We start from the raw sequence: 22,477 nt of genomic DNA on the forward strand, positions 1-22,477 counted from the left end.
GCAAACTGGGTTTTCATACCCAGTTTTTTGTTTTTCAGCCCGGCGCGAAAAAGCGTTTGCTGTGCTGCGCGATATGTTCGACGAACAGGCGCACCTTGGGGTCCTGAAGCTTTTTATGCGGATAAAGGCACCCGAAAATCGTCTGCACTGGGGGTGTCTTCGGTAGGACCTCGACCAGTCGACCGTCCTCAAGATAGTCCCGCACGTCAAAGCGTGGTTTGTTAACGATCCCTTTGCCCGCCAGCGCCCAGTCCGTCAGCACGTCCCCATCATCCGCATCGTATTTACCGTGAACTTCCAGCTTTCGCGGTCCCATGTCGGTGTTGAGGGTCCAGAAGTATTCGGGCGATCTGGGATACCGCAGCAAAAGGCAGTTATGGGGCGTATGCAGAAGGTCATCCGGCGTATTGGGCACGCCAAAGTTCGACAGATATTCCGGAGACGCACACAGCACGCGATCGCAATCCGCAAACTTCCGCAGTTTCATGGTGGAATCGCCGGGCTCACCGATAAAGAACGCGATGTCCAATCCGTCGGCCATCATGTCCACCTTGCGGTCCGAAAGACGCATGCGAATCTCTGTTTCGGGGTAGAGTTCCGAGAATTCCGGCACCAGAGGCGCGACGATTCTACGCCCGACACCCAGCGGCGCGGTGATGCGAATGGCACCTCGCGGGGCATCGGAAAAGCTCGCAACGCGCGCTTCGGCGTGATCGATCGCCAGCAGAACGGCTTTGGCCTCATCGTAGAAAACTGATCCGACTTCGGTTGGGGTCATCGACCGGGTCGTTCTGTTGAACAGCCGCACACCCAAATGGTTCTCAAGCTCTTTCAATCGTTTGCTGGCCACCGCCGGGGTTAACCGCAGGTCGCGCCCGCCGGATGTAATGCTGCCCAGCTCCATCACTCTGACAAAAACACGCAGGCTTTCGATGTACGACATTCGATCCTCTCCTTGCGGAAAGACTGCGCCATGGCGTTTTATTTTTCAACGATCTGTTGAAAGTATTTGCCGTTTCCGGCGATTTTAAGACTCAATCGTTGCGCCTATGGTCCCCCCGATCACCCACCTGAAAGGCAGGGGCATAGGGAGAATACCATGACGCATCGCACCGACATCCAATTTGTCCTGAATGGCAAGGATGTGTCCGTTCCAAACGTATCCGCAGACCAGACGCTTCTGGATTTCCTGCGGTTGGAGCGTCGGCTGACAGGCACAAAAGAAGGCTGCGCCGAGGGCGACTGTGGCGCGTGCACCGTTCTTGTTGGACGGCTTGGCGGTGAAGGTCTGGCCTATGTTCCCGTGAATGCCTGCATCCGGTTTCTTGCCTCGGTCGATGGCTGCCATGTCGTGACGGTCGAACACCTGTCCGGCCCGGACGGTCGTCTGCACCCGGTACAACAGGCGATGATTGATCACCACGGCAGCCAGTGCGGGTTCTGCACGCCGGGCTTCGTCATGGCGCTATATGCACTGTGGATGCAAACGCCCGAGCCGACCAAAGCGCAGGTTGAAACCGCGCTGCAGGGCAACCTGTGTCGCTGCACCGGGTATGAGCCAATCATCCGTGCCGCCGTTGCCGTCAGCCGCTATGGCACCCCGGCATCGGACCACCTGAATACCGAACGTGAAACCATGACCGCACGTCTGGCCGCGCTCAAGGACGATCGGCGCGTTGTATCCGGACCGGAAGACAACCTGAGCATTATCCCCTCCAGCGTTGATGACCTTGCCGATTGCCTGCAGAACTATCCCAAGGCCACGATCGTGGCCGGTGCCACGGATGTGGGTCTTTGGGTCACCAAATTCCTGCGTAACATCGGGCCTGCCATCTTCACCGGTCATCTCGAAGACCTGAAAACAGTCGAAAGACAGGGTTCCCTCCTCCTGATCGGTGCTGGCGCCAGCTACACCGATTGCCAGGAACTTCTGTCTGAACACCTGCCACACCTGTCCTCCTACTGGGATCGCATCGCAGGGTGGCAGGTGCGGAATATGGGAACCGTCGGCGGAAATATCGCCAATGGCTCGCCCATCGGGGATACGCCGCCGGTTCTTATCGCGCTTGGAGCGGAAATCACGCTGCGGCGCGGTTCCGAAAGCCGGACGCTGCCTCTCGCTGAATTCTTCATCGACTACGGAAAGCAAGACCGCCAACCCGATGAGTTCGTCGCAAGCATCCATGTGCCCCTGCCCGGACCCGATGATCTGAATGCGGCCTACAAGATTTCCAAACGTCGTGACGAGGACATCTCCTCGGTCGCTGCTGGCATTCACATTACGGTCAAGGACGGCACCATCAGCAATGCGCGCATCGCATTCGGCGGTATGGCTGCCACGCCCAAGCGAGCCACTGCTGCCGAGGCGGCGCTGAACGGTCAATCCTGGTCGCGGGAAAGCTTTGAGGCCGCCGCCGAGGCGCTGGCTGAAGATTTCAGCCCTCTCACCGATTGGCGCGCATCGTCTGACTACAGAATGCTATCCGCCCAAAACCTGCTGCGTCGCTTCTACCTTGAAAACGACGCCCAAACCGACGCCCCCGTTCAACTGGCTTGCGCCTGATAAGGAGACAAAAAATGAAAGATAACGTTTCCATCACCGGGGCGGCCCACACCAATGTCAAACATGACAGCGCGATCAAGCATGTCACCGGACGGGCCGATTACACCGACGATATTGCCCAGCCCGAAGGCACGCTGCACGCGTATCTCGGCGTCTCGGACGTAGCGCACGCCAAGCTATTGGGCATCGACTTCACCGACGTTCTGGCCACGCCCGGCGTTGTCGGAGTGTTGACCGCGGATGATGTGCCGGGGGCCAATGATATCAGCCCGACACATCTGAACGATGAACCGGTTTTCCCGACCGATGCCATTCAGTTTCATGGGCAGCCTTTGTTTGCCGTTGTTGCCGAAACCCGCGACATCGCGCGCCGGGCCGCGGATCTGGCAAAAATCAACTACGAAACTCTGCCCCATGCGCTGGACCCGATTGCCGCGCAGGAGGCCGGTTACCCGCATGTCACGGCACCGCTCAAGCTGGAGCGCGGAGATGTCGCCCCGGCGCAGGCTACCGCCCCCAACCGGATCAAGGGCCGCATGAGCGTTGGCGGCCAGGATCACATGTACCTCGAGGGTCACATCGCCTTTGCCATTCCGGGCGAAGACGACGATGTGGTCGTGCATTGCTCAACCCAACACCCGTCCGAGGCGCAGCATATGGTGGCGCATGTCCTGGGCGTGCCGTCCAACGCCGTTGTGGTCAACGTGCGCCGTATGGGCGGTGGCTTTGGCGGCAAGGAAAGCCAGATGAACCTGTTCTGCGCGGTTGCTGCCATGGCTGCCAAAAAGTGGAACCGCGCCGTGAAAATCCGCCCCGACCGGGATCAGGACATGACGGCGACCGGCAAACGCCATGACTTTGTGATCGATTATGACGTCGCCTTTGACGATGATGGCCGCATTCAGGCTGTCGAAGGCAGCTTTGCCGCGCGCTGCGGGTTTTCAGCAGACCTTTCGGGGCCCGTGACCGACCGGGCGCTATTCCACGCAGACAACGCCTATTTCTATCCGAACGTGCGCCTGAACAGCCACCCGATGAAAACCAACACGGTTTCGAATACCGCATTCCGTGGGTTTGGCGGCCCCCAAGGTGTGATCGCGGCAGAGCGGATGATCGAAGAGATTGCCTATGCCACCGGGCAGGACCCGCTGGATGTACGCAAGGCCAACTTCTACGGCACCACGGACCGCAACATCACCCCCTACCACCAAGAGGTCGAAGACAGCATTCTCGACCGGTTAATCGGAGAGCTGGAAGAGACATCGGAATATCGCAAGCGCCGTCGGGAGATCATCGAATTCAACAAGACGTCGCCGATCCTGAAAAAAGGCATCGCGCTGACACCAGTCAAATTCGGCATTTCCTTTACAGCGACTTGGTACAATCAGGCTGGCGCACTGGTGCATGTCTACAATGACGGTTCGATCCACCTAAACCACGGTGGCACCGAAATGGGGCAAGGCCTGAACACCAAGGTCGCGCAGGTCGTGGCCGAAGCCTTTCAGGTCGATTTCAGCCGGATCAAGATCACCAAAACGACCACCGAGAAGGTTCCCAACACCTCAGCCACGGCTGCTTCGAGCGGGACTGATCTGAACGGCATGGCTGCGTTGAACGCGGTCGAACAGATCAAAGCGCGTCTGGTGAAATTTGCCGCTGAGAACTGGGATGTTACACCCGAGAACGTGGCCTTCCACGCCAATCAGGTGCATATCGGCGACGAAGTTCTGCCTTTCGACACGTTCATCAAACAGGCCTATCTAGCACGTGTGCAACTTTCGGCGGCCGGGTTCTACAAGACGCCGAAAATTCACTGGGATCGGGCCAAAGGACAAGGCCGCCCGTTCTACTATTACTCCTATGGCGCGTCCTGTTCGGAAGTGACAATTGACACCCTGACTGGTGAGTACCGGGTAGAGCGTACTGATCTTTTGCACGATGTTGGACGCTCGTTGAACCCTGTGCTGGACAAGGGCCAGGTCGAAGGCGCGTTTATTCAGGGCATGGGGTGGCTGACCACCGAAGAGCTTTGGTGGGACGACGCGGGCCGTCTGCGCACCCATGCGCCGTCGACCTACAAAATTCCGCTCGCGTCCGACCGTCCGCGCATCTTCAATGTGAACCTTGCCGACTGGTCGGAAAACCGCGAGCTGACCATCAAACGCTCCAAAGCTGTCGGAGAACCGCCGTTCATGCTGGGCATTTCGGTGTTCGAGGCGCTGTCGATGGCCGTGGCCTCTGTCGCTGATTACCGCGAATGCCCGCGCCTTGACGCGCCAGCCACCCCCGAACGTGTGCTAATGGCAGTTGCGCGGCTGCAAGCGGGGCCCTGAGCCATGACTGCCCCCGGTTCCCTTAGCGAATTCCTGTCCACGCAGCACAGCGTGATCCGCGTAGCACTGACGCGTGTGCGCGGGTCGTCGCCGCGCAATGAAGGGACAGAGATGTTCGTGGCACCCGGGGCGCTGTGGGGAACCATAGGTGGTGGCCAATTGGAGTTCATGGCCATCAACGCCGCCCGCGACATGCTGCGCGACGGGGTGTTGCATCAGGACCTGGATGTGCCGCTTGGCCCGGAAATCGGCCAGTGCTGCGGTGGGCGGGTCGAGATGAAACTGACCCGCATGCGTGCGTCCGACAAATGGGCCGCCGCAGAACGCGCGACCCAGCGCGACGAGGCTTTGCCACACGTCTATGTCATGGGCGCAGGTCACGTGGGGCGCGCTTTGGCCAATCAGTTTCAGCATCTGCCGGTGCGCTGCATCCTCGTCGACACCCGACCCGAAGAGGTCGAGCTTTGCACAGCCAATGTCGAAACCCGCGTCAGCGCGATCCCCGAGACGGATATCTGGGGTGCGCCTGCGGGCAGCGCCTTTATCGTTCTGACTCACGATCACGGGCTTGATTTCCTGCTGACATCCGCCGCGCTGGAACGTCAGGACACCGCTTATGTGGGGATGATCGGATCCGCCACCAAGCGAGTGAAACTTAAGAACTGGGCGCACAAACACTGTGACGGACAGTCTATCGAACACTTGAAATGCCCTATCGGGGCAAGCGGTAGCCGCGACAAGCGGCCCAGCGTCATCGCCACCTTCGTGGTGGCCGAGGTGATGGCTGAATTGACCTCTGAAACTGCCGCGACCGCCCCGACCGGGGCAAACCAGGCGCCCCTGCGGGGCCACCATCACGACCGGAAAGGGAGATCGGCCTGACATCTGTCGGGCCATTCCGGTCACATCAGAGGAGGAGACCGTCATGGACGGGAGGACCTACGAATACAAGCTGTTTACCCGCAGCGACTTCAGCGCTTTCTGGGCGCTGTTTACTGACAACCTCGTGAATCTGCTGATCCTTTCCGGGGTCTGCCAGTTCGTGTTTCAGATGCCCGCCGAAATCGTGTTTGGCCGCATTGTTCCCGGTGCCGCCGTCGCGATTTTGGCCGGTGTTGCCGTTTATACGTACCTCGCCAAATGGGCCGCAAACAAACGGGGTGAGGACGTCACCGCCTTGCCCTACGGCATCTCGACGCCGGTTATGTTCGTCTACTTGTTCGGTGTGATCGGACCCATCTACTGGGCGACCAATGATCCCATGCTGGCATGGCAAGTGGGCATTGGCGCCGGGTTCATGGGCGGCATCGTTGCGGCCTTGGGTGCCATTGTCGGGCCTTATCTGAAGCGGATCACGCCGCGCGCCGGGATGCTGGGCACGCTGTGTGGTATTGCGCTGGTCTTTATCGGTTCCGTTCCGTTGGCCGAGGTGTTCGAAAACCCCATCATCGGCTTCACGTCGCTGCTGTTTATCCTGTGGGGTCTGATCGGACGTTTTCGCCTGCCGGGCAATGTTCCGGCCGGTCTGGTCGCAATTGCTGCCGGTACGGTGATTGCTATCATCCTTGGTGAATCCAAAATCGACGTCAGCGGCATCGGCTTTTACCCGCCGGTCCCCTATTTCGGTGACCTCATCGCCGGTGTGCAATACCTATTCGCCAACCCTGAGCTGTTCCTGGTACTGATCCCGGTACAAATCTACAACTTCATCGAAACCATGAACAACGTGGAATCGGCCGAGGCTGCAGGCGACCACTACCCGGTTGGACTGTGCCAAGTAACGGACGGCGCAGGCACAATGTTGGGTGCGCTTTTTGGTTCGCCCTTCCCGACAACCGTTTACATCGGGCACCCTGCCTACAAGCGGCTTGATGCACATGCCGGTTACATCGTTGGTGTGGCTGTTGTGATCGCTGCCGCCGCTTTCCTGGGCTTCTTGTCCTTCCTTGCGGGCCTGATCCCGATTGCGGCCGCGGCTCCGGTCCTGGTCTTTGTGTCGGTCAGCCTGATCACCAACACGGCCTGGGCTGTAAAGCCGATGCACATGGCTGCCGTATCCTTTGCGATCCTGCCTCACATCTCGGCCTTCCTGATGGTCAAGTGGGGGTCTCTGATGAACGCTCTGCGCAGCACCGGTGTCGAGGGACTGCCCTCGCTGGGTGACGAAGGCCTGACCGCAGCACTACTGATGGAAGGTGCCCATTACGAAGGACACCTTGCCCTGAGCCAAGGTGCGATCATCACGGGTCTGGTCTGGGGTGCCATTGTGGCCGACGTAATCGACGGTCGGTTCCGGATGGCGGGCGCGTTTGCTGTCGCTGGTGGGCTGATGTCCTCTGTCGGGATCATCCATTCCTACACGTTGCAGGTGCCTCAGTTCGACGGGATCACCATTGGTTACTTGATCATCGGCGCGTTCCTCTATGTCTATCCGATGTTCGCACCCAAAGAGGATCTTGAGCATCGTGTAATCGTACCGGATGAGCCTGATCTGATCGACGACGACTCACCTGCACAACAGGCCTGATCCATAGCGGGGCAGTCGCAGGGCTGCCCCCTACTCTTTCCCTATCCTACAAACGAGACCTTTCATGACACAGAGATTGCTTCGCGGTCGTCTGCTGACCTTTCATCGCGAACCCCTAAGCGGCGAAGATTCCGGCGCGTATACCTATCTTGAGGACGGCGCCCTGCTGATCCAGGACGGAATCATTCAGGATACCGGACCCTTCGCCGAGATCAGCGCGAAAGCCGGGGATGTGCCTGTGACAGACCATCGCCCACACCTTATGATGGCCGGGTTTATCGACACGCATATTCACTTCCCCCAAGTGCAGGTGATCGCCTCATGGGGCGCACAGCTTTTGGACTGGCTCAACAATTACACCTTCCCGGAAGAAACCCGTTTTGCCTCGGATGCACACAGCGCGAACATGGCGCGGGCATTCTACGATCAGCTCGTCACGCATGGCACCACGACCGCGGTGGCCTATTGCTCGGTTCACAAGACATCGGCGGATGCGTTCTTTACAGAAGCAACCAGACGAAACATGCGCATGCTTGGTGGTAAGGTCCTGATGGACCGCAATGCGCCAGAAGGTCTGCAGGACACGCCGCAAACCGGGTACGATGACACCAAAGCCTTGATCACCGACTGGCATGGCAAGGGCCGCAACGGCTATGTCATCACACCTCGGTTCGCGATCACATCGACGCCGGAACAGATGGCCATGGCGCAGGCCTTGGCGCAGGAGCATCCGGATTGTCACGTCCAGACGCATCTGTCGGAAAACAAAGATGAGATTGCCTTTACCAAGCAGCTTTATCCGCAGGCGCGAGATTATCTGGATGTCTACCAATCCTTTGGTCTGCTGGGGCAAAAGACTCTGTTGGGGCACTCGATCCATCTGGAGGCACGCGAGATCGACGCGCTTGCAGAAACCGGTGCACATCCCGTGTTTTGCCCGACCTCGAACCTGTTCCTGGGCAGCGGCCTCTTTGATCATGGCGGGCTGAGCGCGCGCGGTATCTCAAACGGGATCGCAACGGATGTCGGTGCTGGCACCAGCTACTCGATGCTGCAAACCTTGAACGAAGGGTACAAGATTCTGCAATTGCAAGGGCTGGCTCTGCATCCCCTGCAGGCCTTCCACTGGGCTACGCGCGGTAATGCCTGCGTTCTGGGTCTGGAAGACAAAATCGGAAACCTCGACCCCGGAACCGAGGCGGATGTCGTTGTTCTGAACGCCCGCAGCACCTCCGCCATGGCCCTGCGTATGGATCGCGTTGGCAGTCTTGCAGAAGAATTGTTCGTCCTGCAGATGATGGGAGACGATCGCGCTGTTGAAGAGGTCTATGTATCAGGTACGCCCAGCAAGTCTGTGACCGGCCAAACCTCCGAAACCAACTTTGCGTTCGATCCCGCGTAAATGATAACTGACCTGTGTTTGGCCGTTCCGTGACCGGTTAACGGCCAAGCATTTCAACGAACTGCCGGTGCAGCCCGATGCGGCCCGGCGCAACTAACGATCCTTTCCGCTTTTCATCATTACTAACCGAGGTCGGGCTTTCACCGCTCTCAGTTCGAAAAATAAATTGTCATGGTTGACAAAGTATATTTCTCGATTATTTGTCATTCGTGACAATAAACGAGATCCTGATGCCCAGACCTTCGCTAAAAGACCAAAGATCGTACGAAATACTCGACGCCTATCTAACCTGCGTGGCGCGGTTCGGGCTGGAAGGCGCGACCCAGGCGCGGATCGCCGATGAAGCCGGCGTCAAGCGACCGCTCTTACGCCATTACCTTGGAAACAAGGACGAAATGATAACCGCGCTGGCCGAATACGTGATTGCCGGATTTACCGCGTCATTGGACGGTTTGCGTCAGGCTTTGCCAGACACGGCGACACCTTCGGACCTGGTGGACACCTTGTTTTCCGAAGATAGCGGAACCGATCCACGGCTGATGCTGGCCTATCAGGCACTGGTCACCACAGTGCCCGATCGCCCCGATCTGCGCAAAGGTCTAATGGACAGCCTCACGGATTTCTTCGACGTGGTCGAAGCAATCCTGCGGCGCGCGGCACCAATGGCACCAGACGCAACCTTACGCGCAGCAACACAGGGCATTTCGGCAATCTTTGTCAGTATGGACGCCCTTTCCCCTCTGGACCCGCCCGAAGCATGGCGCGCCGAATTGAAACTGGCCGCCTCTCTGCTGGCATCGACACTGGAGGCTAAAGTATGACCCCGACGCGAACGGTGAACTACATTGCCCTGCCCATCCTGTTGGTGGCCACTGTGCTTGGTCTCTACTGGGTTTGGGGGCTGCTCTTTGTCTGGTGGATCGTCCCAACCATCATGAACGGACAAGCCTTTCTGGTGTTCGAAATCAACCGCGACGATGACCCTGTTCTGTACTGGGCCATCGTCGGCCTCTGGGCTGTGCTGGGTCTGATGATGATCGCCGCCAGCCTGTTTCCCCAATATGCCCATCTTCTTGCCTGAGGTACTCTGATGACCAAAATGTATCACCATCTACCGGTTGAAGCTTACACCTCGCAGGACTGGTTCGACCGCGAACAGCGCCAGATCTTCTCGCGCACTTGGCGTTTTGCCGGGCTGGTCGAAGATATCGAAGGACCGGGCCATTACCTGTCGGTTCAGGCCGGGCTGAACAATCTGTTCATCGTCATGGGGCGCGATCACCGGCTGCGCGCCTTTCACAACATCTGCCGGCATCGGGGTACCCAGTTGATCCGCGCGGTCGGCAAGACACAAAAAGCGCTGACCTGCCCTTATCACGACTGGACCTATGATCTTGAGGGCAACTTGATCTCGGTCCCGGATGAGGCCTCTGAATTTCCCGGCGGCGTCGACAAATCCTGCCTTGGCCTCAAACCGGCCAGCGTGGATGTCTGGCGCGGGATGCTGTTCGTGCATCCGGACCCTGACGCCCCCACCCTTGCCGAATGGTTCGGAGAGGTCGATCCCCTGTTGGGCCCGCACAAGCCCGAGGAACTGGTCGAGTATACCGACGGGCGCAACACCTATGAAATCAAGGCCAATTGGAAGATCGTTGTCGAGAATTACATCGACGTCTACCACTTGAGCCATCTGCATTCGAATACGCTGCATATGTATGACCATGCCAAGGCGGAATACGGATGGAAGGGGCCGCATTACCACTTTTGGGAACCCCCGTCCGAGGCCTACGCGAAGGACCACGAAGCCAAACTTCCGATGCCGCGTGTGATCGCTGAACCTCATACCGGTGCGTGGGTTCCGATGCTGTTTCCCGGCATTGGTATCGGGGCCAGCGAAGAAAGCTGGAATCTGTTCATCATCACACCGTTGGCCCCCGATCTGACACGGATCGAGAACCGCACAAAGGTTGCCAACGCTTCGAACTGGGAGTTCCAGAAGCAACAGTGGAAAAGCGCGGGCTTTTGGAGGGATTTTGGCGGCCCGAAATATCAAGGCGACGATGCAGCAGGCGCAGATGATCCGATGGCATCGGGCGATTTCACGACCGAAGATATCTATGCCTGCGAACAGCAACAGAAATCGCTGAAAAGTCCGTATCTGGAAATCGGCCCCGCTGGGATTGGCGAAAGCCCGATCACGCAGCACCAGAAAGCGGTGCTGGATTTCATGCAAGACAGCTGAATGCCCCGGAGATTGATCATGAAACCAATCCAAGCCACCCTGATCGGAGTTGCGCTTGCATCGGCTCTGGTGCTGACGGCGCAAGCTGACGCACCGGAAGACATTGCCACGCGTATCCTACAAGCGCAGGATGAACAAAGCCTGCTTGCCACCTGGAGCGACTGGCACCCCGATGCCACGCATCAGATCATCCTCAAATACGGGATGGGGCAGCCGGACGACGTGTTCTCGTACCGTGTCGGGGATGACACCGACGCGGAAGACCCCGAGATCGCGAAGGCGTTGGAAGGTTACTCAGAAACAGCCCGATCAGCGCCCGTGATTTCATCGCACACCGAGGATGGCGTGTCGCACGTCACAGCCGTGACCGATGTCGATTATGATTGGCAGGGATACAGCGGCAGAATGCGTCAGACAGACAACTTTGTCTTTGCGCCTTATCTTGGCGGGACGGTGATCCAGTCCTTGACCACGACCTATGATTACCGATGACGGGACCTTGTTATGCAACGTGACTTTCATACCCTGACCGTGTCCGACACTCGCCGAGAGATCGGCGGCGCGGCCACCAGTGTAACTTTCGACGTCCCGCCCGATCTGACCGATCTGTTTCAATGGACGGCCGGGCAACATCTGACGCTCAGGTTTCAGATTGCCGGTGCGGAGCAAAGGCGCAGCTATACCATCTCGAACCCGCCGGGATCGGCGCTGCGTATCACGGTCAAGCGCGTAAAGGATGGGATCGTTTCCAACCACATAGGCGACACCCTGTCGCCCGGTGGCACGGTCGAGGTCATGCCCCCATTCGGGCATTTCACCTTACAGCCCGGAGCCCTGAAACGCCGCACCCACTATTTCTTTGGAGCCGGCAGCGGTATCACGCCGCTTTACGCGATGATCAATTCCGTTCTGACCGATGAACCCCATTCTTCGGCCCATCTGGTCTTTGGCAATGCCAATGCGAACAGCATCATTTTCCAGGATGAGCTTGAGCAGTTGCTGGAACAACATCCGAACCAGTTCACCCTACGCCATGTCCTGTCGCACCCCTCCATGCTCAGCTGGTTTTCACCGTGGCGCACAGGGCGGTTGGACGCAGATGTCATTCAGGCGGCAATCACTGAAACGCCTCCGGTGGCGCAAGACACTCACTATTGGATCTGCGGCCCCGGCAGTATGAATACGGATATCCGGGCGGCGCTGCGGAATCTGGATGTGCCAGACGATCGCATCCACATGGAAAGCTTCGGCGGAGACGCCCAAGACGACCTGAGCGAACCCGGCATGGCCGCAACCGCCCGGATCAGGCTTGACGGCAAGGTCTCGGAGGTGCCTGTTGCTGCTGGGCAAACCCTCCTTGACGCGGCGATTGCAGCCGGTCTGAACCCACCGTTCAGCTGCCAATCCGGTGTGTGTGGTGCCTGCGTCGCCCAGCTTGAGGACGGCGCCGTTCATATGCGCAACCGGATGGCTCTGGAGGATCGTGACGTCGAGAAGGGGTTGATCCTGTGTTGTCAAAGCGTCGCAACACAAAAGGAGCTATCCCTGCAGTTCGAAGATTAGGTTATGTCAGGGCGTTTTGACATAACCCACCTTACTTGAACGTCAGATCAGGTGCGCCGCGCGTGACATTTTGCGTGCGGCTTTTACCAGCTTGATCAACCCGCACGGCCAGATTTTCAGCCGTCGGGAATCGTTCGAAATATGCAAAGTGGATGGCCTCAATCACGTCGATATTCTTGCATCTTATCAGGTATTCAGCCTGAAATTCGTTTGTGTCATCACCATCCGTCCGCGTGGTGTCTGTGTCTTGCCCCAAACCTATGGCCGAAAGTGTGACATTGGCCATCGCGGCAAAACACTCGGCCTCTTCGGGCACAACAAACAACTCCAGAGGTTTGGACAGGTCGGAAATGGCGACGGCAATAGAGTCCCGCCCTTCATCGTTTTGTGCAGGCTTCTCGGTGCCAAGAATGCCGGCGGCGGGGACTGCCAGTGACAAGGTGAACTCGGCCCCGGAAACCACAATGTCCAGGTCACCCGCGGCATGATCCTGCGCGACAGCGGTATGAGCCTGCGACACAAAAACCGCAGAGATCAGGATCAGGGCGAAAGCTGCGCTTTTCATAAACAGGCACCACTAAACAAAGAATCACCCGGATTATTCTAATATGTTTCAATTCCCGTGCAATCTTGGCCCCACGCATCGCGCCCCACCAATATTGGGGAGTATCGGGGTGACCAATATTATCCGACTATAAAACTCAGGTTGACATAGGTGACTAATTCACTCAGTTATTACATCATACGCGCCACATAACCGGCGTATGAAAACCTTTTTCTGACTGGAAAGTGTCACCCCCATGACCCGATTTTTCACCGCCACCAGCATCCTTACAATTGGTGCTGCCTCCGCAGCTTTTGCAGCTGACGCACCCTCGAAAGCCGAAGTTCTGAATACCTACGCAAACATCGCCGAAGCCAAATATGACGATAGCTTGATCGCTGCCAAAGTGCTGCAAGAGGCCGTAAACGCGCTGATGGCCGACCCATCCGATGCCACCCTGAACGCGGCCCGCGCCGCCTGGGTCGCCGCCCGTGTGCCCTATCAACAGACCGAGGTTTACCGTTTTGGAAACGCTATCGTTGATGACTGGGAAGGCAAAGTGAACGCCTGGCCGCTGGACGAAGGCCTGATTGATTATGTCGATGCCTCCTATAGCGGACCCACTGATGAAAACGAGTTTGCCGCGCTGAATGTGATCGCCAATCCAAGCTTTGAGTTGTCGGGCGAGGCCATCGACGCCAGCGAAATCACCCCCAATCTGCTGGGCGAAACCCTGCACGAGGCTGACGGGATCGAGGCAAACGTCGCCACCGGTTACCACGCCATCGAATTCCTGCTTTGGGGTCAGGACCTGAACGGTCACGGCGCGGGCGCGGGCAATCGCCCGTATACCGATTATGTTCAAGGTAACGCCTGCACCGGCGGCAACTGTGATCGCCGCGCCCAGTATCTGAGCGCCGCGACCGCCCTGCTGGTCAGCGACCTGGAATGGATGGCCGCACAATGGGCCGAAGGTGGTGAGGCGCGCGCTGCACTGAACGCGAATGAAACCGCTGGCGTCAGCGCGATCCTAACCGGCATGGGCTCGCTGTCCTATGGCGAGCAAGCAGGTGAACGTATGCGCCTTGGCTTGATGCTGAACGACCCCGAAGAAGAGCATGATTGCTTCTCGGACAACACCCACAACAGCCACTATTACGACGGCTTGGGCATTCAGAACGTGTATCTGGGCAGCTATACCCGCATCGACGGCACCCCGGTTTCGGGCGCTTCGCTATCGGACTTGGTGATCTCGTTCGATCCGTCGCTGGACGCCGAGATGAAGGTCAAGCTGGCCAAAACCATGCAGGCCCTGGGCCGCCTGAAGTCGACCGCCGAGGCCGGTTTCGCCTATGACCAGATGCTGGAACGCGGCAATGAGGGCGGCGAGCAACTGATCATGGGCGGCGTCAACGGTCTGGTCGATCAGACCAAGACGATCGAGCGTATCGTGACCGCTCTGGAACTGGATCAGATCGAGTTTGAAGGCTCCGACAGCCTGGATAACCCTGACGCGGTTTTCCACTAAGCAAACCCCGGATCGGGGCGTGCGCAAATTCACGCCCCCGGCTTTCCTGTCACGCAAAATTGTGACTTTCAGCTGGACCCGAAACAAATAACTTACTAATTAAGTAAGAAATCTATCGAGCACAGATTCGCTATGATCGTATGTCACTGCACAAATATAACTGACCATGATATCCGCGCCGCGATCGATTGGATGCGGACAGCAGATGCACACACGATCATCACCCCCGGCAAGGTCTACCACGCCCTTGGAAAATCAGCGGATTGTGGCGGCTGCATGCCGCTTTTTCTGGACACAATGCGATCGAACGATAATCTGGAAGTCCCCATGCAGCTCCGTGCCCTACGCACCAGAGCAACTCAGGAGAAAGCAGATGAAGGGCAACCCCAAGGTAATAGAATACCTCAACAAATCTCTGCGGCATGAGCTGACAGCCGTCAGCCAGTACTGGCTCCATTACCGCCTGCAGGAAGATTGGGGCCTTGGCCACATGGCCAAGAAAAGCCGTGAAGAATCCATCGAAGAGATGGGGCATGCCGACAAGCTAATCGAACGGATCATCTTTCTGGAAGGCCATCCCAACCTGCAGAAACTGGACCCGCTGAGAATTGGTCAGAACCCCAAGGAAACACTGGAATGCGACCTGGCAGCCGAGCAGGACGCGCGCGCGTTGTACGTAGAAGCGCGGGATTACTGTAGAGAAGCACAAGACTATGCCTCTATGTCGCTGTTCGAAGAATTGATCCGCGATGAAGAAAGTCATATCGACTTTTTGGAAACGCAGCTCGACCTGTACGAAAGGATTGGCGACGCCAATTATGCGCAACTCAACGCATCGAAAATGGACGAGGGCGAGTAGCCTTTTCATCCTGTCGGTGGTCGCCCTTGCGGCCACCCAAACCCCAGCCGCCGAGCTGCGGGACTATCACCTGAATTTCGAACCCAGAACCGAGGATGAGCGTGCGCGCATCGCCCGTGTCACCGCTGCGCCCACCGATTTCAGCACGCTCCAAAGGTTCGAGGACTTGCCCGCCGGTGCCGCAACCGTTCGCACCCGTGCCGACGCTGATGCATTTTCGCAGCCCTCGGGCAACCTGAGCTTTGAGCAAGAGCTTGACTTTAAGGTTGGAAACGGGCTGTTCAAGAAAATCTGGGTGTCTTCTCCGGCCTCAACTCTGGCCTCGGATGGGCTGGGACCGCTGTACAACGCCCGCTCGTGCCAGCGCTGCCATATCAAGGACGGGCGCGGGCACACGCCCAACGGTCCGGATGACAATGCAATTTCGATGTTCCTGCGGGTCTCGATCCCCGGTGGCGGCGGATATGACGAGATTGAGGATTACATCGCCACCCAGCCCGAACCAAATTACGGCGGCCAGATGCAGGATTTGGCACTGCCCGGTCATCCGGCTGAATATCGCCTGGATATCACTTACAAAGACGTCCCGGTCACTTTGTCAGATGGCGAAACCGTCACTTTACGCAAACCGACCTACGCGGCGGCTGACCTTGGATACGGGCCGCTGCATCCAGAGGCGATGCTCAGTCCTCGTGTGGCGCCACAAATGATCGGCCTTGGATTGCTCGAAGCGATCCCGGTCGCGGATCTGCTGGCCAACGCTGATCCCGACGATGCCGATGGGGATGGGATTTCCGGGCGTCCCAATATCGTCTGGGCGATGGAATATAGCGCCCCGATGATGGGTCGGTTCGGGCACAAGGCCGGGATGCCCACGATCATGGAACAATCGGCGGCGGCTTTTGCCGGTGATATCGGCATATCAAGCCCACTTTACCCCGCCAGCCACGGCGATTGCACCGATGCTCAGATTGGTTGTGCGACCGCCCCGCACGGGGACGGTGACGTGCGCGAGTTCGAGATCGACCAGATCGGAATGGACCTTGTTGCCTTTTACAGCCGCAACCTGGGCGTTCCCGCCCGGCGGGACGTGGACGACCCTCAGGTGCTGCACGGTAAGCAGGTGTTTTACGACACTGGCTGCGCGTCCTGCCACACGCCTGCCTTTGTCACCCATCGCATGTCAGACCGGCCCGAACAGAGTTTTCAGCTGATCTGGCCTTATTCCGACCTGTTGCTGCACGATATGGGCGAAGGGCTGGCTGATAACCGCCCCGAGGGTCGCGCCACAGGGCGCGAATGGCGCACGCCACCGCTTTGGGGCGTTGGGCTGACTGAACAGGTTTCGGGCCACACCCAGTTCCTGCATGATGGTCGCGCGCAATCCTTGCTGGAAGCCATCCTCTGGCATGGGGGTGAGGCACAGGCAGCCCGCGATACGGTCGTGGCCATGCCCAAACCCGACCGCGATGCCCTGATCCATTTTCTGGAAAGCCTCTGAAACATGCGTATCCTTGTTGCTGCTGTTGCATTGACGCTGCCCCTAACTGCGCTGGCGCAGGACCATGGGCCGATCTTGTCAGATGCGGTCGAAGGGCACATCCTTCCAGGCTTTGCCTCACTGGCTGAAACGACCGGGGTGTTGGCCCAAACAGCACAAACCGATTGTACCCAAACCTCGCCCGAATTGCGGGGCGCCTATCACGCGGCCTTTGACGACTGGATCTCGGTCAGCCATCTGCGCTTTGGCCCGTCCGAGGTGGACGACCGCGCCTTTGCGCTGGCCTTCTGGCCCGACACCAAAGGGTTCACCCCCAAAGCCCTGTCCAGCCTGATCGCGACCGAGGATGCGGCTGTGGAAAGCCCCGAAGGTTTTGCCGAGACATCCGTCGCCGGACGTGGCTTTTTTGCGTTAGAGCAGATGCTTTATGAGCCCAATTTTGCCGATCAGGGCAGCGCCACATATCGCTGCGCGTTGATACAGGCCATCACCACCGATATCGTCAGCAATGCCCGCGCGATAAACGCAGATTGGGGCGGCTATGCAACTGCCCTAACCCAACCGGGCGACGACAGCCCCTATCGGTCCGACGATGAGGCCATGCAAGAGCTTTACAAGGCGTTGGTGACCGGACTTGAATTCACTGGCGACACCCGCCTTGGTCGTCCGATGGGCACCTTCGACCGCCCGCGCCCCAACCGGGCCGAGGCACACCGTTCGGAACGCGCGCTTCGTCATGTGGAACTGTCCCTGACCGCCCTGCGCGATCTGGCCGCGCGCCTGTCAGCGGACCACCCCAAGATTGCCGCCGATCTGGACAGCGCCTTTGACAAGGCCATCATCCGCGCGCAATCGCTGGACGACCCGGTGCTGGCCGGGGTCGCCACTCCGCAGGGCCGCCTTAGGGTCGAGGCGTTGCAGCAAGCCATCAACGATATCCGTGCGATTGCCTCGGCCGAGCTGGGTCCGACGCTAGGCATCAGCGCCGGGTTCAATTCACTGGACGGGGACTGACCTGTTGCCCAGCCGTCGTCATTTTCTGGCCGGTCTGGCCGCGACCAGCCTTTCGCCGATACAAAGCTGGGCCGCAGTTGGTTCGCCCGACTATCTCGCCGCTGCCCTGTTCCCGGATAGCAGCTATCGACTAGCCGGGCTGGATACGGGTGGAAACATCCTGTTTTCCATACCTCTACCTGCGCGCGGCCACGCGGCGGCAGCCCATCCGCACCGCGCAAAGGCTGTGGCTTTTGCCCGTCGTCCCGGCACATTTGCGGTGGTCATCGATTGCGCCACAGGCACCGAAGTCACCCGACTTAACGCCCCACACGGTCGCCATTTCTATGGCCATGGCGTCTTTTCCCCCGACGGCACTCGTCTGTTCACAACTGAAAACGACTATGATTCCGGAGACGGCGTGATTGGCGTCTGGAACACAGACAGCTACACCCGCATAGGCGAGTTCACTTCGGGCGGGATCGGTCCGCATGACATGCGATTGATGCCCGATGGTCAGACGCTGGTCATCGCCAATGGCGGCATCGAAACCCACCCCGAGACAGGGCGCACCAAGCTGAACCTGCCAACCATGCAGCCACGGCTGACCTATCTCGATTTATCCGGCACGGTTTTGGAGCAGGTGGAACTACCACGCGCGCTGCATAAGAATTCGATCCGCCATTTGGCTGTACGGCACGACGGTATGGTGGCATTTGCGATGCAGTGGCAGGGGGACAAGGTGCATCACCCCCCTCTGCTGGGCCTACATCGTCGGGGCGAAGCACCGCGTTTGCTTTCAGCGCCTGATGCCGCGCAAAGCACATTGCAAGGCTACGCGGGCAGTGTCGCCTTTGCCGGGGATGAAACCACGGTTGCCATCACCTGCCCACGCGGCAACGCCTTGCACCGGTTCGACGTCGCGAATGGCCAACTGAACGGGGATTTCCCGTTGGAAGACGTCTGTGGCCTTGGCTTCGGCCCCAAAGGGTTCGTTTTCACCACCGGCACCGGGATAGTCGGAGAGCTGACATCCACCCCCCGCATTTCAGCCTGGCCGGACTGTCATTGGGACAATCACCTGATCCCAATTCGCAAGCCTGCATAAACTCGGCAAATCCCCCCACATAGATTACACTTGGAAGAATCAAAATGCTGCCGTATTGGCGGGCGCTAAACCGGCACTTTAACCGCAAGGACTGACCTGATTGAAACAGACGCCCGACGCACCGCATTCCATCTACGGGGTAGAGAAATGGGGCAAACGCCTCATTGAGGTGACGGAGCAGGGCGAGATCGGTCTGCGCAATCCCCTAGTGCCCGAGGCGGCGGCAATCAGCCTGCCAGGTATCCTGCATGATCTGGATGAACGCGGTATTAAGGCACCGATGTTGCTGCGCATCAGTTCGTATCTGGAAAACGAGATTGCGCATATCAACGAAAGCTTTCACGATGCGATTGCACGTGTCGGCTACAAAGGCAGCTATCGCGGCGTATTCCCGATCAAGGTGAACCAGCAGGCCCAGGTGGTCGACCGGATCGTCGAGTTCGGTAAAAAGTACGACTATGGGCTCGAGGCTGGCTCCAAGCCCGAACTGGTTGTCGCACTGGCGCACCGTCTGGCCCGCGAGGCGCTGATTGTCTGCAATGGCGTCAAGGATGCCGAGTTCATCCAACTGGCCATCCTCAGTCGTAAGATTGGCTTCAACACGGTCATCGTTCTGGAAAGCCCGAAAGAGGCGGACACGGTGATCGAGGTCTATAACGAACTGAGCATCGAACCCCTGATTGGTGTGCGGGTCAAACTGACCAATCAGATCAGCGGCAAGTGGGAAGAAAGCTCGGGCGACCGGTCTGCCTTTGGCATGAACACTGACCAACTGGTCGCCACGGTGGACAAGCTGAAAGCGGCAGGTTTGCTGCATTGTTTGAAGCTGCAACATTCACACCTGGGCTCTCAGGTGCAGGACGTCAACGACGTGCGCCGCGCCGTTGGCGAGGCCTGCCGGTACTACACCGAACTGACGCGCGAGGGCGTGCCGTTGACCCATCTGGACCTCGGTGGCGGCATGGGTGTGGACTATACGGGTGAGAAAAAGGCTGCCGAGAACTCGATCAACTACACGGTCGAGGAATACTGCGCCAACGTGGTTGAAACCGTGGCCTACGCGATGGACGAGGCCGAGGTCGAACATCCAACGCTGGTGACCGAGAGCGGGCGCGCCGTGGTGGCGACGTCGTCGATGCTGGTGTTCAATGTGCTGGAAAGCACCTTGTATGACGCACCGAACGGCCCCGAGGTCGAAGCGGACGATCACCATCTGGTCTCGGACCTTGCCGCGATCAACGGGTACCTCAGTACCGAGCGTTTGCAAGAATGCTGGAACGACGCAAATTTTTACCGCAACGAGCTGCGCGCGTTGTTCCGCCGCGGCTATGTCGATCTGCGTCAGATGGCCCGCGCCGAACGCATCTATTTATCGCTGATGGCCCGCCTCAAGGCGCTGGCAGCAAGCGATGATTTGGAAACGGATGTGGACGACCAACTGGAAAAAGTGGCCGATATCTACCACTGCAACTTCTCGCTGTTCCAGTCGCTGCCCGATGTCTGGGCCATTGACCAGTTGCATCCAATCGTGCCTCTGCAAGGTCTGAACCAAACTCCGGACCGCCGCGCGGTCCTGTCCGACATCACCTGCGACAGCGACGGTAAGATCGACCGGTTCATTCTGGCCGACGGTGTCTCACCCAGCCTGCCGGTGCATACCCTGCCCGAGGACCAGGAATACCTGATGGGCGTGTTCTTTGTCGGTGCTTATCAGGAAACACTGGGCGATCTGCACAACTTGTTCGGGGACACCAATGTCGTAACCATCGACCTGCGCGCTGACGGTGGCTTTGACCTGCTGCACGAACAAGAGGGCGACACCATCAGCCAGGTCCTGTCCTATGTCGAGTTCGACCCCAATGATTGCGTCGCCGCCTTCCGCAAAATGGTGGACGAGGCGATCTCGACCGGTACTCTGATGGCCAAGGACCGCAAAACCCTGATGAGCGCCTATCGCGACTCGATCAACGGCTACACCTATTACGAATAACCCCAGAGAGGAGATTACCCCCATGGGAACTTTGAGTGGCAAAACACTGGTTGTCGGCGCGGGCGGCGTATCCCACGCCGCCGTGCACAAGATGGCAATGAATTCGGACATCTTCACCGAAATCACTCTGGCCAGCCGGACCAAATCGAAATGCGACGCCATCGCCAAAGCGGTGAAAGACCGCGTGGGTGTTGATATCGCCACGGCCGAGTTGGATGCCTACAAAGTCGAAGACACCGTCAAGCTGATCAAGGAAACCGGGGCCGAACTACTCGTGAACCTCGCCCTGCCCTATCAGGATCTGGTGCTGATGGACGCCTGCCTTGAGGCCGGAATCCACTACCTCGACACAGCGAACTATGAGCCCGAGGATGAGGCCAAGTTCGAATACCACTGGCAATGGGCCTATCAGGAGCGGTTCAAAGAGGCTGGGCTGACCGCCATTCTTGGATCGGGCTTCGATCCGGGCGTGACCAGCGTCTTTGCCAAATGGCTTAAGAAACACAAGCTGGACACCATCCGCCAGATCGACGTTCTGGATGCCAATGGAGGCTCGAACGATCAGGAGTTCGCCACCAACTTCAACCCCGAGATCAACCTGCGTGAAGTGCTGGCCGAAGTGCGCCATTGGGAAAACGGCGAATGGCACCATAGCCCGGCGCTGACCAACAAAGTCGAATACGACTTTCCTGCCATCGGGCGGAAAAACATGTACCAGATGTACCATGAGGAACTGGAATCGCTCTCAACCCATTTCCCCGAGATCGAGCGCGCCCGATTCTGGATGACGTTTGGCGACGCCTATATCAAACACGCGACCGTACTGCAGAACGTCGGCATGACACGCATCGATCCGGTCATGCATGACGGCAAGGAAATCATCCCGATCCAATTCCTGAAAACTCTGCTGCCCGATCCCGGCGATCTGGGTGCCGAAACCAAAGGCAAGGCCTGCATCGGCGACATCGCTACCGGTCAGGCCAAGGACGGCTCGGGTGAGAAGACCTATTACATCTACAACATCTGCGATCACGAGGAATGCTATGCTGAGGTCGGCAGCCAGGCCGTCAGCTACACCACCGGCGTCCCTGCCATGATCGGCGCGGCGCAGGTGATCAAAGGCAACTGGTCCGAGCCCGGCGTGTGGAACATGGAACAGCTTGACCCCGACAACTTCATGGACATGCTGAATGAGCATGGCCTGCCTTGGCAAGTCCACGAACTCGACGGCCCGGTCGAGTTCTAAGTCCACTCATTTCATCTTTTGCCAAATACTCCGGGGGTCCGGGGGCGGAACCCCCGGCCTCTCCACCACAAGGAAACG

20 protein-coding genes are annotated in these 22,477 nt (G+C 58.4%); 18 read left to right on the plus strand and 2 right to left on the minus strand.

The window, feature by feature from the left end; genetic code table 11:
- Positions 1 to 34: 34 nt before the first annotated feature.
- Positions 35 to 943 carry a LysR family transcriptional regulator gene (locus tag ACR0AJ_RS17190; protein ID WP_480648509.1) on the minus strand — a complete coding sequence of 303 codons (909 nt, stop codon included), beginning with the start codon at positions 941 to 943 and terminating at the stop codon, positions 35 to 37.
- Between the two features lie 156 nt (positions 944 to 1,099).
- On the opposite strand from ACR0AJ_RS17190, the gene xdhA reads away from it, so the two are divergent.
- The 10 genes from xdhA (at position 1,100) to ACR0AJ_RS17240 (ending at position 12,630) form a co-directional block, all read left to right on the plus strand.
- Entirely contained in the window at positions 1,100 to 2,563 is a 1,464-nt protein-coding gene (xdhA, locus tag ACR0AJ_RS17195) for a xanthine dehydrogenase small subunit (protein ID WP_480648511.1), read from the plus strand.
- Positions 2,564 to 2,577: 14 nt separating this feature from the next.
- Entirely contained in the window at positions 2,578 to 4,896 is a 2,319-nt protein-coding gene (gene xdhB, locus ACR0AJ_RS17200) for a xanthine dehydrogenase molybdopterin binding subunit (RefSeq protein WP_480648513.1), read from the plus strand.
- A gap of 3 nt (positions 4,897 to 4,899) precedes the next feature.
- Positions 4,900 to 5,778: a xanthine dehydrogenase accessory protein XdhC gene (gene xdhC / locus ACR0AJ_RS17205; protein WP_480741441.1), complete on the plus strand. Its 879-nt coding sequence runs from the start codon at positions 4,900 to 4,902 to the stop codon at positions 5,776 to 5,778.
- A 43-nt stretch (positions 5,779 to 5,821) separates the two neighbouring features.
- Positions 5,822 to 7,423: a xanthine/uracil/vitamin C permease gene (locus ACR0AJ_RS17210; RefSeq protein ID WP_170350884.1), complete on the plus strand. Its 1,602-nt coding sequence runs from the start codon at positions 5,822 to 5,824 to the stop codon at positions 7,421 to 7,423.
- Positions 7,424 to 7,487: 64 nt separating this feature from the next.
- Positions 7,488 to 8,825 carry a guanine deaminase gene (gene guaD / locus ACR0AJ_RS17215; RefSeq protein WP_480741443.1) on the plus strand — a complete coding sequence of 446 codons (1,338 nt, stop codon included), beginning with the start codon at positions 7,488 to 7,490 and terminating at the stop codon, positions 8,823 to 8,825.
- A gap of 230 nt (positions 8,826 to 9,055) precedes the next feature.
- Positions 9,056 to 9,646, plus strand: coding sequence for a TetR/AcrR family transcriptional regulator (locus ACR0AJ_RS17220; RefSeq protein WP_480741444.1), 591 nt, complete (start codon positions 9,056 to 9,058; stop codon positions 9,644 to 9,646).
- Complete coding sequence (locus ACR0AJ_RS17225; protein WP_480648519.1) at positions 9,643 to 9,906, plus strand: hypothetical protein; 264 nt, start codon at positions 9,643 to 9,645, stop codon at positions 9,904 to 9,906. The genes ACR0AJ_RS17220 and ACR0AJ_RS17225 overlap by 4 nt, the downstream gene beginning before the upstream one ends.
- Before the next feature lie 9 nt (positions 9,907 to 9,915).
- Positions 9,916 to 11,067 carry an aromatic ring-hydroxylating oxygenase subunit alpha gene (locus ACR0AJ_RS17230; RefSeq protein ID WP_170362084.1) on the plus strand — a complete coding sequence of 384 codons (1,152 nt, stop codon included), beginning with the start codon at positions 9,916 to 9,918 and terminating at the stop codon, positions 11,065 to 11,067.
- An 18-nt stretch (positions 11,068 to 11,085) separates the two neighbouring features.
- Positions 11,086 to 11,559, plus strand: a complete 474-nt coding sequence (locus ACR0AJ_RS17235; protein WP_170362083.1) for a hypothetical protein — start codon at positions 11,086 to 11,088, stop codon at positions 11,557 to 11,559.
- A 12-nt stretch (positions 11,560 to 11,571) separates the two neighbouring features.
- Entirely contained in the window at positions 11,572 to 12,630 is a 1,059-nt protein-coding gene (locus tag ACR0AJ_RS17240) for a ferredoxin--NADP reductase (protein WP_170362082.1), read from the plus strand.
- 31 nt (positions 12,631 to 12,661) lie between these two features.
- Here ACR0AJ_RS17240 and ACR0AJ_RS17245 read toward each other — a convergent pair whose 3' ends face one another.
- Positions 12,662 to 13,195 carry a ZrgA family zinc uptake protein gene (locus tag ACR0AJ_RS17245; protein WP_170362081.1) on the minus strand — a complete coding sequence of 178 codons (534 nt, stop codon included), beginning with the start codon at positions 13,193 to 13,195 and terminating at the stop codon, positions 12,662 to 12,664.
- 235 nt (positions 13,196 to 13,430) lie between these two features.
- Between ACR0AJ_RS17245 and ACR0AJ_RS17250 the strand changes: the two genes are divergently transcribed.
- From ACR0AJ_RS17250 to ACR0AJ_RS17285, 8 genes are all read left to right on the plus strand, one after another.
- On the plus strand, positions 13,431 to 14,702 hold the full coding sequence (locus ACR0AJ_RS17250; protein ID WP_480741446.1) for an imelysin family protein: 1,272 nt from the start codon (positions 13,431 to 13,433) through the stop codon (positions 14,700 to 14,702).
- 132 nt (positions 14,703 to 14,834) lie between these two features.
- Entirely contained in the window at positions 14,835 to 15,128 is a 294-nt protein-coding gene (locus ACR0AJ_RS17255; RefSeq protein WP_170350875.1) for a (2Fe-2S)-binding protein, read from the plus strand.
- A complete protein-coding gene (bfr, locus tag ACR0AJ_RS17260; RefSeq protein WP_170350874.1) occupies positions 15,076 to 15,561 on the plus strand; it encodes a bacterioferritin in 486 nt (161 codons plus the stop codon). The genes ACR0AJ_RS17255 and bfr overlap by 53 nt, the downstream gene beginning before the upstream one ends.
- On the plus strand, positions 15,521 to 17,062 hold the full coding sequence (locus tag ACR0AJ_RS17265; RefSeq protein ID WP_480648528.1) for a di-heme oxidoreductase family protein: 1,542 nt from the start codon (positions 15,521 to 15,523) through the stop codon (positions 17,060 to 17,062). The genes bfr and ACR0AJ_RS17265 overlap by 41 nt, the downstream gene beginning before the upstream one ends.
- A gap of 3 nt (positions 17,063 to 17,065) precedes the next feature.
- Positions 17,066 to 18,076, plus strand: a complete 1,011-nt coding sequence (locus tag ACR0AJ_RS17270; RefSeq protein ID WP_480741448.1) for an imelysin family protein — start codon at positions 17,066 to 17,068, stop codon at positions 18,074 to 18,076.
- Between the two features lie 4 nt (positions 18,077 to 18,080).
- Positions 18,081 to 19,163, plus strand: coding sequence for a DUF1513 domain-containing protein (locus tag ACR0AJ_RS17275; protein WP_480648532.1), 1,083 nt, complete (start codon positions 18,081 to 18,083; stop codon positions 19,161 to 19,163).
- A 100-nt stretch (positions 19,164 to 19,263) separates the two neighbouring features.
- Entirely contained in the window at positions 19,264 to 21,153 is a 1,890-nt protein-coding gene (speA, locus tag ACR0AJ_RS17280) for a biosynthetic arginine decarboxylase (RefSeq protein ID WP_480648533.1), read from the plus strand.
- 22 nt (positions 21,154 to 21,175) lie between these two features.
- Positions 21,176 to 22,399, plus strand: coding sequence for a saccharopine dehydrogenase family protein (locus ACR0AJ_RS17285; RefSeq protein ID WP_170350869.1), 1,224 nt, complete (start codon positions 21,176 to 21,178; stop codon positions 22,397 to 22,399).
- The last annotated feature ends 78 nt before the right edge of the window (positions 22,400 to 22,477 follow it).

This window comes from Ruegeria sp. CJ9 (assembly GCF_056536625.1).